Source organism: Streptomyces sp. NBC_01506 (assembly GCF_045040295.1).
Lineage (GTDB): Bacteria > Actinomycetota > Actinomycetes > Streptomycetales > Streptomycetaceae > Streptomyces.
The window spans coordinates 344908-360313 of record NZ_CP109422.1 but is presented as its reverse complement, the minus strand read 5'-3'; the positions used below and the strand labels follow the sequence as shown (position 1 = coordinate 360313).

16 protein-coding genes are annotated in these 15406 nt (G+C 71.3%); 8 read left to right on the top strand and 8 right to left on the bottom strand.

Annotation, left to right across the window (positions count from 1 at the left end; genetic code table 11):
* Positions 1 to 3 precede the first annotated feature (3 nt).
* The 3 genes from OG329_RS01580 to OG329_RS01570 all read right to left on the bottom strand — a co-directional run bounded on the left by OG329_RS01580 (position 4) and on the right by OG329_RS01570 (position 1850).
* A complete protein-coding gene (locus OG329_RS01580) occupies positions 4 to 672 on the bottom strand; it encodes an SDR family NAD(P)-dependent oxidoreductase (RefSeq protein WP_405792023.1) in 669 nt (222 codons plus the stop codon).
* Between the two features lie 100 nt (positions 673 to 772).
* Entirely contained in the window at positions 773 to 1150 is a 378-nt protein-coding gene (locus OG329_RS01575; RefSeq protein WP_405792021.1) for a DUF2255 family protein, read from the bottom strand.
* Positions 1151 to 1394: 244 nt separating this feature from the next.
* Positions 1395 to 1850, bottom strand: coding sequence for a MarR family winged helix-turn-helix transcriptional regulator (locus OG329_RS01570; protein WP_405792019.1), 456 nt, complete (start codon positions 1848 to 1850; stop codon positions 1395 to 1397).
* Positions 1851 to 2018: 168 nt separating this feature from the next.
* Here OG329_RS01570 and OG329_RS01565 point away from each other — a divergent pair, with 168 nt between their 5' ends.
* Complete coding sequence (locus OG329_RS01565; protein ID WP_405792017.1) at positions 2019 to 3476, top strand: MFS transporter; 1458 nt, start codon at positions 2019 to 2021, stop codon at positions 3474 to 3476.
* 19 nt (positions 3477 to 3495) lie between these two features.
* Here the strand turns inward: OG329_RS01565 and OG329_RS01560 are convergent, their stop codons facing one another.
* From OG329_RS01560 to OG329_RS01550, 3 genes are all read right to left on the bottom strand, one after another.
* The gene (locus OG329_RS01560) at positions 3496 to 4599 is read right to left on the bottom strand and encodes a hypothetical protein (protein WP_405792015.1); all 1104 of its coding nucleotides are present in this window, start codon (positions 4597 to 4599) and stop codon (positions 3496 to 3498) included.
* Between the two features lie 77 nt (positions 4600 to 4676).
* Positions 4677 to 5411 carry a YoaK family protein gene (locus OG329_RS01555; RefSeq protein WP_405792013.1) on the bottom strand — a complete coding sequence of 245 codons (735 nt, stop codon included), beginning with the start codon at positions 5409 to 5411 and terminating at the stop codon, positions 4677 to 4679.
* 130 nt (positions 5412 to 5541) lie between these two features.
* The gene (locus tag OG329_RS01550) at positions 5542 to 7371 is read right to left on the bottom strand and encodes a protein kinase domain-containing protein (RefSeq protein WP_405792011.1); all 1830 of its coding nucleotides are present in this window, start codon (positions 7369 to 7371) and stop codon (positions 5542 to 5544) included.
* 134 nt (positions 7372 to 7505) lie between these two features.
* Between OG329_RS01550 and OG329_RS01545 the strand changes: the two genes are divergently transcribed.
* The 7 genes from OG329_RS01545 to OG329_RS01515 all read left to right on the top strand — a co-directional run bounded on the left by OG329_RS01545 (position 7506) and on the right by OG329_RS01515 (position 14294).
* Positions 7506 to 7640 carry a putative leader peptide gene (locus OG329_RS01545; protein ID WP_405792009.1) on the top strand — a complete coding sequence of 45 codons (135 nt, stop codon included), beginning with the start codon at positions 7506 to 7508 and terminating at the stop codon, positions 7638 to 7640.
* Between the two features lie 272 nt (positions 7641 to 7912).
* Positions 7913 to 9028, top strand: coding sequence for an LLM class flavin-dependent oxidoreductase (locus OG329_RS01540; RefSeq protein ID WP_405792007.1), 1116 nt, complete (start codon positions 7913 to 7915; stop codon positions 9026 to 9028).
* Positions 9029 to 9131: 103 nt separating this feature from the next.
* On the top strand, positions 9132 to 9467 hold the full coding sequence (locus OG329_RS01535; RefSeq protein ID WP_405792005.1) for a small hydrophilic protein: 336 nt from the start codon (positions 9132 to 9134) through the stop codon (positions 9465 to 9467).
* Positions 9457 to 10881, top strand: coding sequence for a sensor histidine kinase (locus OG329_RS01530; RefSeq protein WP_405792004.1), 1425 nt, complete (start codon positions 9457 to 9459; stop codon positions 10879 to 10881). The genes OG329_RS01535 and OG329_RS01530 overlap by 11 nt, the downstream gene beginning before the upstream one ends.
* Positions 10878 to 11537 (top strand): response regulator transcription factor, encoded by a 660-nt coding sequence (locus OG329_RS01525; protein WP_078073629.1) that lies wholly within the window; start codon positions 10878 to 10880, stop codon positions 11535 to 11537. Before OG329_RS01530 ends, OG329_RS01525 begins: the two co-directional genes overlap by 4 nt.
* Positions 11538 to 11685: 148 nt before the next feature.
* Positions 11686 to 13122, top strand: coding sequence for an SLC13 family permease (locus OG329_RS01520; protein ID WP_405792002.1), 1437 nt, complete (start codon positions 11686 to 11688; stop codon positions 13120 to 13122).
* On the top strand, positions 13119 to 14294 hold the full coding sequence (locus tag OG329_RS01515) for a glycerate kinase (RefSeq protein ID WP_405792000.1): 1176 nt from the start codon (positions 13119 to 13121) through the stop codon (positions 14292 to 14294). Before OG329_RS01520 ends, OG329_RS01515 begins: the two co-directional genes overlap by 4 nt.
* A 35-nt stretch (positions 14295 to 14329) precedes the next feature.
* Here OG329_RS01515 and OG329_RS01510 read toward each other — a convergent pair whose 3' ends face one another.
* Both OG329_RS01510 and OG329_RS01505 read right to left on the bottom strand, forming a co-directional pair.
* A complete protein-coding gene (locus tag OG329_RS01510; RefSeq protein WP_405791998.1) occupies positions 14330 to 14713 on the bottom strand; it encodes a VOC family protein in 384 nt (127 codons plus the stop codon).
* Positions 14714 to 14844: 131 nt separating this feature from the next.
* Positions 14845 to 15402 carry a hypothetical protein gene (locus OG329_RS01505; protein WP_405791996.1) on the bottom strand — a complete coding sequence of 186 codons (558 nt, stop codon included), beginning with the start codon at positions 15400 to 15402 and terminating at the stop codon, positions 14845 to 14847.
* Positions 15403 to 15406: the final 4 nt, after the last annotated feature.

Genomic DNA, 15406 nt, shown 5'->3' with positions numbered 1-15406 from the left:
GTTCTACGCGTCGCCCAGAGGCTCGGCGTAGTGCCGGAACTCGCCGCGGTCCCGGTGCATGCCCCAGAGCGTGTCGGCGAGCGCGGCCGGGTCCTTGCGGGGATCGCCGGGTGTGATCGCGCCGGGGATGATGAGCTGCGCCGCGTGGATGTGATCGTCGGCGAGCGCGGTGTGCAGCATCTGGGCGTACGCGCTCTCGGCGGCGAACGCGATCGAGGTGCCGGCGCGGTCGGGATGCGGCTGGACGGCGGTGCCGCCGTTGATGAACAGCAGCGTGCCGCGGCCGAGGGAACGCATACCGGGCAGAACCTGTCGGACGGCCGTCATCGGTCCGACGACGGAGAACGCCAGCGGCCCCTCGACATCGGCCGGCGCGGTCTGAAGGACCGGCTTCATGAATTGCTTGTGCGGAAGGGGGCTGTACTGAAGGACCTCGATCGGGCCCAGGGCGGAGGCGGCGGCGTCCAGGGCGGCGGACAGAGCGGCCGGGTCGGCCACGTCGGCGGCGAATCCGCGCGCGTTCACGCCCTCACCGCCGAGGTCGGCGGCGAGGGCGTCGACGTGGTCCTTGGTACGGGAGAGGAGGGCGACGTCGAAGCCTTCGCGGCCGAAGCGACGCGCCACGGCGCCGCCCAGACCGGTGCCTGCTCCGACGATGGCGATGGTGGTCATGAGGGAGTCCTTGTCGTGAGGGCGGGGGAGCGGTCGCGCGAAGGCAGCGAGGCAGTGAGGCAGTGAGGCAGCGAGGCAGTGAGGCAGCGAGGCAGCGAGGTCAGCGGGGGACGAGCTTGAGCGTCGCGGCGCGGGCGGTCTCGGCGACCATGGGCAGGACGTAAGTGTCGCTGTAGCCGCCGTACTTGCTGTGGTACGCGGCGTCGATCCGGTCGTTGAGAGCCGGGTCGGTCTCCTCGACGAAGGTGACGTCCTTGTCCACGCCACCGGAGCGGATATGCCCCGCGTGCCGGTCCATGGCGGCGCGGAACCAGACGCCGTCGCGACCGTTGCCGGCGCGCACATGCAGGTCGTCGCCCTCGCGGACCACCCAGATGGTCGTCGGTCGGCGCGGTGTGTCGGTGCTGTCCAGCGGCGCGATCTCAAGCTCGTCGGCGTGCTCGATCCGGCTCAGTTCGTTCTGCGTCCAGGTGGTCATGGGACGGTCTCCTTCGCGGCGGGCGGTCTCGGTGTGACGGCCTCTGCTCGACGCCACACTGGCCACCATGACGCGCCGGGCGCGCTTCAACGAGCCGGGGGAGTTACGCCGAGACCTGCCGGACCGGGTGGTGAACCGGTGCCCGCCGCTCCGTACCGAGTGCTCCATCCGGGTGACGTCGCGTCCGAAGAGAGTCACCCGGCGCGGAGCCACAGCCACAGCCACAGGCCGGCGCCGGACAGCCCTATTGCCTTGGCCACGGCCTTCCGCCGAGCCGTTCGATGTCGGTGTTGAAGCGCTTCAGATACGCGGCGAACGCGGCGATGTCCTCTTCCGGCCAGTCGGACATGACCCGGTCCAGGGACTGGACGATTCGCTCCCGATCCTCGTCGAGTACCCGCGCGCCCTCTTCCGTGATGCGGAATTTGCGGGCCATGCCTCCGTCGGGGTCCGGGATGCGCTCCACGAAGCCCGCGCGCATCGCCGCGGCGGTCTGCCGGTTCAGGGTGGAGGCGTCGAGCCCGAAGGCGTCGCTGAGTTCGCCGATCGACATCGGCCCCTGGAGGCGAATGCGGCTGAGGAGGATGTAGGCGCTGCGCTCCAGTACGGAGTCCTTGCCGCGACCGCCTCTCTGACTCAAGAACGTATGGCGGCTGAGCAGCATCTGCTCGTACTCGACCTCGTGCGTGGCCCCGACCATGCCTGTGTCGCCTCCTGCCTCTCTTGCCGGGCCATTGTCGCACCACGTACGAGCGGCCCGGACTCCATCGTCCCGCATGTATGCATCATGCATTTAAAGTGCGTGATACATGCGATATGTATGATGCACACGCTCGCTTCACGCTGGACAGCCCTAGGAGTCCCATTCATGGACGCCCCACAGCTCGAATCCCGTTCGGGCGGCGTCGTCGCCACGCTGGCACTCGCCGGCACCACGGCCGCGATCATGCAGACACTCGTCACGCCGCTCATCGCCGAGCTGCCGCGGATCCTCAACACAACAGCGTCGAACGCCACTTGGGTGATCACAACTACCCTCCTGGTGGCGGCCGTCTGCGTTCCCGTCGTCGGCCGCCTCGGCGACCTGATCGGCAAGCGCCGCATGCTCCTCGTGTGCTCCCTACCGCTGATCGCCGGCTCGGTGGTGTGCGCCCTCTCGTCCTCCGTCGTCCCGATGATCATCGGGCGCGGCCTTCAGGGGATGGGGATGGGCATGGTGCCCCTGGGCATCGCCCTGCTGCGCGATGTCGTACCCGCCCGGAAACTCAGCTCGTCCATCGCGCTGGTGAGCGCTTCCATGGGCATCGGCGGCGGCCTCGGCCTGCCCATCGCCGCGGCGGTCGCCCAGTACGCGAACTGGCGGGCGCTGTTCTGGGGCTCCGCCGTACTGGCCGCGATCATCGCCGTACTGATCTGGTTCCTGATCCCGGACGTGCCGGCCGGCGCCAAGGGGCAGCGCTTCGACTTGCCCGGAGCGCTCGGCCTCGGCGCCGGTCTGGTCTGTCTGCTGCTCGCCATCTCCAAGGGCGCCGACTGGGGCTGGGGTTCGGCGACCACGTTCGGCCTGTTCGTCGCCGCCGTCGTGTTTCTGGTCGGCTGGGGCCTTTGGGAACTGCGAACGACCGACCCACTGGTCGACCTGCGCACCACGGCCCGCCCCCGGGTGCTGCTGACCAACCTCGCGTCGATCTTCGTCGGCTTCGCGATGTACGCGAGCATGCTCGTGATGCCGCAACTGCTCCAGTTCCCGGAGGCCACCGGCTACGGCCTCGGGCAGTCGATCCTCGCGTCCGGACTGTGGTTGGCACCCGGCGGCCTGATGATGATGGTCGTCTCCCCGCTCGGCGGCAAACTCACCAACGCCCACGGCCCCAAACTCACGCTTCTCAGCGGAGTCCTGGTCATCGCGGCGGGCTACGGGCTCTCACTCGCGCTGATGGGATCCGCGTGGGGAATCATGCTGGCCATGATGGTGATCAGCGGCGGCGTCGGCCTCGCCTACGGATCGATGCCGGCGCTCATCATGAGCTCCGTCCCGCAGTCGGAGACCGCCGCGGCCAACAGCTTCAACACGCTCATGCGCTCGCTCGGCACCTCGATGGGCGCGGCCGTGATCGGCCTGGTTCTCTCCCAGATGACGATCAACGCGGGCGGCCACGCCCTCACATCGGAGGGTGGCTTCCGTACCGGACTGATCATCGGCTGCGGCGTCGCGCTGCTCTCCGCCGCGATCGCGGCGGTCATCCCGGCGGTACGCAACATCACGGGCACCACGGACAAGCTCCGCTCGGCCGCCGAGCCGGAGAAGTCCACGGTCGAGGCATGACCGGGCGGCGGGCGCCGATCTACTGAATGCTCTGTCGGTGCGGGTGGGCGGGGTCGGTGGGGCAGGCGAAGATGTTGAGCACGCCCCAGCGGCCCACCGTGACCTGGGTGGGCGTGGCGAACCGGTGCGCGGGCAGGTCGCTCTCCTCCAGGGGCTTCCAACTGCCGCTGCCCCCGTCCCACTCCGAACTGGCGACGGTCAGCAGCAGCTCCATCGGCGTCGCGCAGGTCGAGCACTTCAGGACGCAGGCGTCGGTCAGATGCCAGGACGCGAAACCGCCGGCCCGCCAGCCGGGTGGGATGGAGAGGTCGTACTGGTACATCGGCGGCCCCGCCCCCTTCCCGTCCGACGACTCATCGGCCTCGGTATCGGTGTCGGTGTCGGTATCGGTATAGATCTCGGCATAGGTCTTGGCTTCGTCCTCCGCCTCCGCCTCCTCCTCGAGTGCGTCCTCCCAGGCGTCGATACGGTCGCGCAGCTCCTCGGGCAGGAGACCGGCGAACGGGTACGTGACCACCTGTTCCGGGTACAGCACGCAGGGCTCCGCCACGTAACCCTGGTAGCCGACCACCTGCGGGCTCGGTGGCGTGGTCAGCACCTCGCCGACCTCCCACGACCGGCGCCAGCGCAGATCCAGCGACATGCCGTACCCGCTCCTGCCGTGCGCGTCGAAGGGGCACCAGAACACCTGGAGCAGATCGCGGTCGCCCGGCCCGGCCGGCAGGTCGGGTATGTCGCGCCGGTAGAGCTGAGCGACGCCGATCATCGGGAGCGGATCCGTCTCGTGGATGCCCAACACCCTGTGCTCGCCCCGCAGTTCGTCCAGGGACCGCCGGTCCCCGTCCGTGGGCCCCGCGGCCGGCCCGCCGGACCACGCGGCGGCCAGCACCCGGCGCTCCTGGTGAATGTCCGCGGGGCGTCGGCCCCGCCCGCGTTCGTGGGCCTCGGTGCACACCGGCCATGCCTCGTCCACCGGCCACAGGAGTGGCCCGCCCACGGAACTGTCCGACACGGACGGGCTGCCCGGCCGCGGGTGCAGCCGGGTGGTGGTGCCTCGGTGGGCGGCCAGCTCGGGGAAGAGGGCTTCGACATCGAGCGGTCGCGGCGGCGTGGTCCTGGTCATGGGCGCGACCCTAACGGGCGCCTGGCCGCGACGAGTTCGGGGGGCCGAGCCCGGTAACACGAGGGCGGGCTTCCCGGTCAACCGCGTCGACGCGCGGGCGAGGGCCGCCGCCAGGACCACCCCCGGCGCGGGTCAACGGCCACGCACGCCAACGCCGCCACCGCCCACAGCACCGGAACGGCCATCGCCCACGGCGCCGAGGCCGTGTACACGAGCGCCGTCACGGCCGCGCCCGTGGCGAGTGCCACCAGCCGGGCCAGGGAACCCAGGTCCGCGAGGCCGAGGCCCTGGGGTCCGGTGGCGTGCGTGACCAGTCGCGTGAGGGTGCCGGTGAAGTAGGTCCCCGGCCCGCCGGCCGTGCCCGCATGGGCCAGCGCGGCGGACTGCGTCCCCATGGCCACCGCGAGCGCGACGAGCACGCCATCGCGCCACGGCCGCGCGGGCGCCCCGCCGGCCACGGCCCACACGACGGAGACAGCGGCCAGGAGCACGACCTCGGCGGTGAGCCAGCGCACGACCGCGCGGGGCCAACGGTTCTCCGGTTCCCCGGCCCGCCGCCGGGCGAACGGCGCGACGACCGCGACCCCCGCCATGTAACCGGCCAGCGCCAGCAGCCGCCCGGCCGGGCCGCCCTCGTCGCCGGTGCCCGTCAGCGACAGGCCCAGCAGCACGAGGTTGCCCGTCATCACCCCGGCGAAGACCTGCCCCAGCGCGATGAACGCCAGCACGTCCACCGCGCCCGAAGCACCGGCGAACAGAATCAGCGCGGCCCACTGGGCGCGCCCCGGACGCACCGGTTCGGTCGGCGACAACGCCGTCACCCCCTCCGCGTCCGCTGTGGCCGCTGTCTGAGGAGGTCACCAATACGGCGCCGAGAGCCGCCCCGCACCCCGCCGAGCCGATCCGGCCGATCCACTCACCCGTCCGGCGGACGGACAGAGCCTAGCTGTCCTTGGGCTCCTCGGCGTTGCGCCAGATCGTGAGGTCGATCGTGACGTAGTTACTCGCGTTGTCCGCGCCCGACTTACCTCGGTAGGTCACCACCGCGATATGGCCCGCGTCGCTGAGCAGGCACATCTGCGACCCGTCGCTGATCTGGTCGAGGGTGATCTTCTCGGTGTACCGGGTCTCGGCGCGGCAGGTCTCCAGGGAGCCCTTCTGCGCGTTGTTCAGCAGGACGAGCTTCCCGTTGCCGGTGCCGACGCTGCTCGGGACCGAGTCGTAGCTGATGTAGTAGAAATCAGCGTCGCCGTAGACCACGTCCTCGCCCTCGGCCGGGCTCGGCGGACTGTCGGCGAGCATGATCTCGTAACGGTCCGTCAGATCGATGCCCTTGTACGAGACCGGCTTCGGGTCCGCCCTCTTCCCACCCCCGCCCGTGGTACCACTGTCGCCCGAACCGCTGCCGCTGCCGGCGGAGTTGGACCCGCCGGCCTTGTCGTCGCTCGACCCGTCCGGCAGCAGGGAGCCGATGACCCCCAGGACGACGAGCGTGCCCACGATCGCCCCGGTGACGATCAGCCCGGTCCGCTTCGGCTTGGGCCGGGCGGGGGGCACGTACGGAGCGTGGATGACGGGCGGCGGCGTGTGATAGCCCGGCGCGGGCGTGGGGTACGTCGGATAGCCGGGCGGCGGGGTGGCGTGGTGGGCCTGCGTCGGGTGGGCCGGATAGCCGGGCGCCGGCGGCACCGGGCCGGGGGCGCCCGGCGTGCCCTGCGTCGGCGGGGCGGGCGTGGCGAACCCGGTCGGCGCGTACGGGTTCACCGCGCCCGGCGCCGGAGGCTGACCGGGCACCGGATTCTGCGGCGAGAACTGGGTGGGCGTCGGCGCGACAGCGGGCTGCGGCGGCGGGGTCTTCGCCGGTTCCGGCAGTCGCAGCCGCTCGGTGATCGATCCTGCGACCGCCTGCGGCAGCCAGTCCTCACCCTGGCGCAGCGCGACGGGCGAGATCTCGTGGCACAGCTCGATGATCTCGGTCAGGCTCGGCCGCCCGGCCGGGTCGCGTGTCAGACAACGCGTCACCAGCGGCAGCAACTCCGCCGGTACCCGGCTGAGATCGGGATCCTCGTGCACGATCCGGTACAGCACCGCGTGCGAGGACCCCTCGCCGAAGGCGGGTGAGCCGATCGCCGCGAAGGCCGCGATCTGGCCGAGGGCGAAGATGTCGGTGGCGGGGGAGACCGTACCGGCCGCCGCCTGCTCGGGCGCCATGAACGTCGGCGTACCCACACTGACGCCGGTGCCGGTCAGCGCCGTGGAGTCGGCCGCGCGGGCGATGCCGAAGTCGATCACGCGGGGGCCGTCCGAGGCCAGAAGCACGTTGGCGGGCTTCAGATCACGGTGGACGATGCCCGCGCCATGGATCACATGAAGGGCCTCGGCGACCCCGACGGTCAGCAACAGCACGCTGCGCAGCGGCAGTCCGCCGTGCTGGCCGACCGCGTGCGCCAGAGAGGGGCCCGGTACATACGCGGTGGCGAGCCAGGGCTGCGCGCCGTCCGTGTCGGAGTCGATGACCGGCGCGGTGTACAGCCCCTGCACCCGCTGCGCGGCCTGCACCTCCTGCTTGAACCGCCGCCGGAACTCGGGATCCTCGCTGAACTCGGGCCGGATCACCTTGAGCGCGATCGGCCGGCCGCCCGGCGTATAGGTGAGATACACCTTCCCCATACCACCCGTGCCGAGCACGGCCGCCAGGCGATAACCGCCCACAACAGCCGGGTCGCCCTCTTGGAGCGGCTTGAAGTGGTTGGCGGAAGGTGTACTGGTCATGGTGAGTCATCCCCTGTTTACGGCAGTTCAGCCCCTGCCGGTGCCCCGAAGTCAAGGGGGAGCGTACCGACTCCCGTTACGCCTCTTCACCGCCAGAGGCAACAACCCTGCAACAACCCCCCGACCGGGGGAGGGTGAGGTCGCCGGGACTCGCGCGCATTGCCAGGAGCCATCCCGTCGCCTACCGTTGCAGCGTGCATCTGGATATAAGGCTGGTTACGCGCATTCACGTCGACCTTCTGCGGTCGGCCAGCGCCCTGTGTCGGTGAGCGACACCCCCGCCTGAAGCGTCGTCGCGCATTTCTCGCGCGCTCGCGGATGCCCGCACCACGCTGAATCACCGGCCGAGCCGTCGAGCCGTCGAGCAGTCTCGCCATCCTGGCTGTCGGCGACCGCATGACGGCGTCGCGGCTTCCTGTTCCCCCTTCTTTCCTCCCCTTTCCTTGTCTCTTTCCTTCTTCGGGTCCTTGGGCTTCGCCGTGGGTCGACGACAGCTCATCGGTCAAGGCCGCCCTGTTCGGCAGCGAATCGGAGTCCTCGCATGAGTCAAGAATTCCTCTGGTACATCCCCAACACGGTCGAGCCCGGCCACCGCGGCGACGACACGACCGACGGATGGGGCACCCTCGGCTTCTCCACCGAACTCGCCCTGGCCGCCGAGGCGCACGGATGGGGCGGAGCCCTCATCGGTACGGGGTGGGGCCGGCCGGACACGTTCACCGTGGCCACGGCCCTGGCCGCCCGCACCACCACGTTCCAGCCGCTGGTGGCGATACGGCCCGGCTACTGGCAGCCCGCGCACTTCGCCAGTGCCGCGGCCACCCTCGACCAACTCAGCGGCGGACGACTGCTGGTCAACATCGTCAGCGGCCTCGACAGCGCGGAGGCGTACGGCGACGGGGAGAGCGACCCGGCCCGCCGCTATGACCGCACACGCGAATTCCTCCAGCTCGTGCGCCGGCTGTGGACCGAGGAGAACGTCACCTTCCGAGGTGAGTTCTTCGGCGTCGGGGGCTCGACGGTGACCCCGCGACCGTACGATGCGGAGAACGGCCGCACGCCCAGGCTCTATTTCGGCGGCGCCTCCGCGGCGGCCGAGGCGGTCTCGGCGACCGAGGCCGACGTTCAGCTTTTCTGGGGAGAACCGCTCGACGGCGTGGCCGAGCGGATCGACCGTCTGACGAAGCTGACCGAATCCCTCGGCCGTACGCACGCCCCGCTGGAGTTCGGCCTGCGCATCACGACCCTCGTCCGGGACACGACCGAGGAGGCCTGGCACGACGCCGAGGCGAAGGTGGCCAAGCTGGCGGGTGCCCGCCCCGACTCGACGATGAACGGCCAACGCCGTCGGGCCGTCGGCCAGCAGCGGCTCTACGACCTCGCGGAGCGCGGCGAGGTGCTGGACTCCTGCCTCTACACCGCCCCAGGCCGGGTCGGCGGCGGGGGCGCGGGGACGACCTGGCTGGTCGGCTCCCCGGACGACGTGGCCGCGGCGCTGCGGCAGTACGGCGAACTCGGCATCACCCACTTCATCCTCTCCGACACCCCCTACAAACCGGAGGTCGCCCGTATCGGGGACCAACTCCTGGGCCGGCTACGGGAACCGAACACCGCGGTACCGGTCGGGGCCGGCGGCACCGGGCGTACGGCGGGGTAAGGCCGGCGCCGGGGCCGGCTGGGGTCGGCCTGCCGGGACCTTCATGAAGGAATCCTCATCCTGGCTTCATCCCGGCGGTCGCCACGGTCGCCAGGATGAGCTCATGGCATTCTCACCTCGTCTGGCGGCCCTGGCGGCCGTCGTCGTCGTCCCGCTCGGTATCGCGGCGACCAGTTACGCTATGACCGACAGTCCCGAGGCGCCCAAGGTGCCCCCCGGCGTCCAGCTCGACAACACGCCGAGCGGTGCGCCGAGTGGCACACCGGGCGACCGAGGGAGCACCGGACCCGGCACTTCGCCCACCGGCACACCCACCGGTACGCCTACCCGTTCGCCCACCGGCTCGCCGGGCGAGACACCCGGCGACACCGTCGTACCGGGGCCGTCGGCCGCCAACGGTGACGACGACGATGACGACGACTTCGGTGATGACGGTTGACATTCCCAGGGTCTCCGCCCGGGTGCGGATCCTGCTGTGGCTCTTGATGGTGATGACCGTCGCTCTCGGGGCCGTGGCCGTCACCGTGCGCTCGATCCTCCACCGGGACGTGGAACACCGCATAAGCCAGTTGCTCTCACAGGAGACCGGCGAGTTCGCCAACTTCGTGGACCAGGGCGTGGACCCGGAAACCGGCCAGAGCTTCGGCGACCCGCGCAGACTGCTCAAGACCTTCCTGCAACGGCAGTACGCCGACCCGGACGAGGAACTGCTGGGCCTGCCCCGCTCCTCCACGAACCGCTCCGACGTCATCCGCCAGCGCCGTGACTTCCCCGACCACATCGCCCTGTGGCGTGACGAGGCGGCGCTGGCCCGGATCCTCGCCTCCAAGGACTCCTCCGGCACGCTCCAGCGTCCACAGGGGGAGCTGCGCTGGGCCAAGGTCACCATCCGGCCGCTCGGTGACGATCCTCCCGGCGCCTTCGTCGTCGCCTTCCACGCCGACCGTGAACGGGCCGTCGCCGACAAGACCTTCTGGACGCTGCTCGTCCTGTCGGGCATGGCGCTCGTGCTGGTCAGCGGTATCGGCTGGGCCGTAGCCGGCCACATCCTGGCGCCCGTTCGCGTCGTACGCAAGACCGCCGCCGAGCTGACCGAGCGCGATCTCACCCGCCGTATCCCCGTGGAGGGGCGGGACGACATCGCGGCGCTCGCCGAGACGTTCAACGGCATGCTCGACCGGCTTGAGCAGGCGTTCGCCGCCCAGCGGGTGTTCGTGGACGACGCGGGGCACGAACTGCGTACACCCATCACCATCGTGCGCGGGCACCTGGAACTGATGGGCGACGACCCGGCCGACCGGGAAGAGACGATCCGGCTGGTCACGGACGAACTCGACCGCATGAGCCGCATCGTCGAGGACCTGCTTCTGCTCGCGAAGGCCGAGCGGCCCGACTTCGTACGGCCGGAACCGGTCCAGCTCGCGGAGCTGACCGCCGACGTCTTCGTCAAAGTGCGGACGCTGGGGGAGCGGGAGTGGCTGCTCGACGGTGTCGCCGACCGCGAAGCACCGGCGGACCCGCAGCGGATCACCCAGGCGATGGTCCAACTCGCCCAGAACGCCGTCCAGCACACCGTGCCCGGCCAGCGCATACGGATCGGCTCACAGGATCACGGTGAGCGGATCGAGCTGTACGTCGCCGACAACGGCCCCGGCATCCCGCCGCAGGACGCCGAGGTGATCTTCGAGAGATTCCGGCGCGGTACCGCCCGCCGGGGCGCCCGCACCAGCGGCGCCGGACTCGGACTGGCCATCGTCAAGGCGATCGCGGAAGGCCATCACGGCCGGGTCGAGCTGCGCCGTACCGACGGCGGCGGCGCCACCTTCGTACTCATCCTGGAGACGGGCTCATGAACCGAATTCTGATCGCCGAGGACGAGGCGCGGATCGCCTCCTTCGTGGAGAAGGGACTGCGCGCCAACGGCTTCACCACCGTCGTCGCCGACGACGGCGACTCGGCACTGCACCACGCCGTGTCCGGCGGATTCGACCTGGTGCTTCTCGACATCGGACTGCCGGGCCGGGACGGATTCACCGTCCTGCGGGAGATGCGCGAGGCACGGGTCACCCTGCCCGTCATCGTGCTGACGGCCAGGGACTCCGTACGCGACACCGTCGCCGGACTCGAAGGCGGCGCCGACGACTGGATGACCAAGCCCTTCCGCTTCGAGGAGCTGCTGGCCCGGGTGCGGCTGCGGCTGCGCACCGCCGCGCGGGCGCCGGAGGTCACCATGCTGCGCAGCGGCAGCCTCAGCCTCGACCTGAGGACGCGACGGGCACGGGCCGACGAGCGGACGGTGGATCTGACGGCCCGTGAGTTCGTGCTGCTGGAGATGTTCCTGCGCCACCCCGGCCAGGTGCTGTCGCGCGAGCAGATCCTGTCCCATGTCTGGGGTTACGACTTCGACCCCGGCTCCAACATCGTGGACGTCTATGTCCGGGCCCTGCGGCGGAAGTTGGGCGCAGAGCGGCTGGAGACGATCCGGGGCATGGGCTACCGCATGCCCTGAACGGGCCTGTGTGGAGTGGGGTCTTGTGCGGTGGGTCGGCGGCCCGCACGCGGGCGTCGCAGGTCGCGGCGGGTACCGCCACGCCACATGAAGCGTCTTTCACCCAAGGTTCATTCGGAACTCACGGCCCGCACCCAGCCTGTTCATCGTGCCCCTCACTCTCCGACAGACCGTCAGCCTCGGCGCCGTTCTCGGTCTCTGTGTCCTGCTCGTCCTGCCCGGTGGCCTCCCCGGCCTCGGGGGTGACGCGCGGCTCACGCTCGTCGTCTTCATCCTCGCCACCTACACCTGGATCGCCACCTCGGTGGACGACACCTATGTCGCACTCGGCGCCGGGCTCGCGCTGACCGCGACCGGGGTGATCAGCAGCGAGACGCTGTTCGCCACCCTCGGCGACGAGACGGTGTGGCTGCTGATCTGCGCGTTCGTCCTGGCCGCCGCCGTCACCAAGACCGGACTCGCCGGCCGGGCCGCCGCCTGGCTGGTCGGCGGGGCGGGCACCGTACGGCAGTTGGTGCATCTGACCACGGCCGGGCTCGTCGTCACCGCCTTCGCCGTCCCCGCGACCTCCGGCCGCGCCGCCCTCGCCCTCCCGGTCTTCCTCGCGCTCGCCAAGGCCCTCGCGGACCGGACCCGGCTGGTGGTGATGCTGGCCCTGCTGTTCCCGACGGTGATCCTGCTCTCCGCCGTGGCGACCCTGATCGGCGCCGGCGCCCATCTGATCACCGTCAGCGTGCTGTGGGAGCAGACGGGAGAGGAGCTGAACTTCGTCACCTGGCTGATCCTCGGGCTGCCGCTCGCCGTGGTCTCCTCCCATCTGGCCGCCGAACTGGTGCTCCTGACGACGACCCGCCGCGCCGACCGGACAGGGCCCGTACGGATCACCACCAAGCAGATCCAGGAGCACTCGGACTCGCCGGTGGAAGGACCGCTCACCCCGCCGGAGGCGCGCTGCCTCCTCCTGCTCGGAACAGTGGTGCTGCTGTGGTGCAGCGAACCGTTGCACGGCGTGTCGCCCGCGCTGGTCGCACTCATCGGCGCCGTCGTCGCCGCCTCGCCGGCGCTGGGCACCGTGGGGCTCAAGGACGGTCTGCGGACGGTGCCCTGGCCGCTGCTCCTGTTCATGGCCGCCACGATGGCGATGGGCATCGCGCTCTCCGAATCGGGGGCGGCGAACTGGCTGGTGGGCTGGGTGCCGGGCGGTTCGGCGATGCCGCCGTGGATGTTCCTCGCCGGTGTGGTCGTGATCAGCACGGCGGCCCACCTGGCGCTCCAGTCCCGCTCCGCCAGATCCTCCGTACTGGTCCCGCTGGTGGTCGCCGCCGGGATAGCCGCCGGTGTCAATCCGGTCGCCGCCGCGTTCGCCTCGACCGCCGCCGCCGGTTTCTGTCACACGCTTCCCGCCTCCGCCAAGCCCGTCGCACTCTTCGCCGACCTGCCGGACGGCATACCCACGTACACCCCGCGCGATCTGCTCCGGCTCTCGGCCGTGCTCGCGCCCCTCACCGCGGCCCTCGTGCTGCTTTTCGCCCTCGCCGTCTGGCCACTGCTCGGCGTGCCCGTCCAACTGGAGACCCAGCCATGAGCTACCGCATCGTCATCGCCCCCAGCGGGTTCAAGGAGTCCCTTTCCGCGGCTCAGGTGGCCGAGTCCATCGCCGAAGGCGTCCTGCGGGTGATCCCCGACGCCGACATCGATCTGATCCCGTTGGTCGACGGGGGAGAGGGTACGGCGCAAGCGCTGGCCCTCGCCGGCGGCGGCCGACTGGTGCCGTGCACCGCGACCGGCCCGGTCGGGCTGCCCGTCACCACGCACTTCGCCCTGCTCGGCGAGGACGGACCCGGCCCGGTGACCGCCGTGGTGGAGATGGCCGCGGTCGCCGGTCTGTCCCTCGTACCGCCCGGCCTGCGTGATCCCGGCAGCACCACCACCCACGGCGTGGGCGAGCTGATCCGGGCCGCCCTGGACCGGGGAGCCCGGCGCGTGCTCGTCGGCTGCGGGGACTCCGGCACGTCGGACGGCGGTGCCGGAGCGCTCCAGGCGCTCGGCGCCCGCCTGACCGACCGGCACGGCCGCGAACTCCCGCCGGGCGGCGCGGCACTCGGGAAACTGGCCCGCGTCGACACGTCGGGCCTCGACCGGCGCCTCGCCGACACGGAACTTCTCGTCGCCTGCAACCCCTTCAACGTGCTGTGCGGTACGCAGGGCGTGGCGCGCGTCTTCGGACCGCAGAAGGGCGCGAGCCCGGCCGGGGTGGAGGTGCTGTCGGCGGCCCTGGAGCGCTGGGCGGCCGTCCTCACCCGCGATCTGTCACCGCGGATCGACCTGCGTACGGCTCCCGGCACCGGGGCCTCCGGAGGTCTGGGCGCCGGACTGGCCGCGGTGGGGGCGCGGCTCCTGCCCCGCTTCGAAGTCCTGCTCGACCGGCTCGATCTGGACGCCAGGCTGGCCCGCGCCGATCTGGTGATCACGGCCGAGGGTGCGCTGGACCACCAGACCGTACGCGGCAAGATCCCCGCCGAAGTCGCGAGCAGGGCGCACGCCGCCGGAGTGCCGGTGTTCGTGCTCGCGGGCACGATCGGGCCGGGCGCGCACATGGTGCGGGCGATCGGCGTCGACGCGTACAGCGCGATCCTGCCGGCTCCGATGTCGCTGCCCGAGGCGATCGAGGGGAGCAGCGAGATTCTCGCCGACGCCACGGAACGCTCCCTGCGCATCGTGGCGCTGGGCACCCGGCTGGCCGTCCGGGCGGCGTGAGCCCGCGGCCGGGGCGGCGGGGGCGGGAGTCGCCGTCACCGGTCCTGGAGCAGTCCGAGGACATTGCCGTCGGGGTCGGTGAAGGTCGCGACCAGACGGCCGCCGCCGACGTCGTGCGCGGGCTCCTCGACCGTGGCACCCGCGAGGGTCACCTCGGCCAGCTTGGCCTCGATGTCCGGGACCTGCCAGTAGGCCACCGGCGAGGCCATCTCCTGCGGTCCACCGCGCGGAACGAGTCCGATGTGCTGGCCCGCCGCCTCGAATCCCACGTAGTAGGACTCGTCGGCCACCGGCTGTACGCCGAGCAGCGCGGCGTACACGGCCTTGGCCTTCGCCACGTCCGAGACGGGGTGCAGGACGGTCTTGATTCCCTGAGTGGGCGAGGTGGACGAGGCGGAGGAGGGGGTTGAGTCGGTCATGGTCGCTCCTGAAGTCGTGGGTCACTGCGTTCCGTGATCCCCATGCCGACGACGCTAATGCGGCTCGCCGACCGGCGCTTCTCCATTCCTGATCGGTTCGGCCGGGCCACGTACCGCGCCGTGGAGGGGCGTCATCCGCCGGCCGCAGGACCCGGCGCGGGAGCCTGCCGGACCAGGCCGCCGGACACCGGCGCGGTGCCCGGGTCGCCGTCCCCGTCCTGGTGGCGGAGGACCCACTCGTCCAGGTCCCGGGCGGCTTCGAGCGGCGCCGTCGACAGGTACGCCCGCCACCAACTCGCCTCTCCCTGGGGCGCGTTGGAGTCGTGGAAGCGGGCCTCGGCCGCCGCGAAGCGCTCGCGCGCGGTGCGCGCCGACAGGTTCAAGGTGTCGCCGATGAGCTGCCAGTCGGCGCCGCCCACGCGCTCGAACACGGCGGCGGCTTCGAGGAACCGCCGCGCGGCCCCGAGGACATGGGCCGCGTCGGCCAGCGTCGTGCACCTGGAACGGGCGCTGCCCTCGGGACTCAGCTCGTCCTCGCCGATCGGGACGGCGGCGCGTGCGAGATCGGCCAGTTCGTACGCCGCGAAGGCCACCTCCAGCCTGGCGCGCGTCGCGTCCGTGTACGGCGCGGCCTCGAGTGGCGCGTGCGTGTGCGGCGCGTGCGTGTCACCTTCGGCCATGTCCGACATCGCG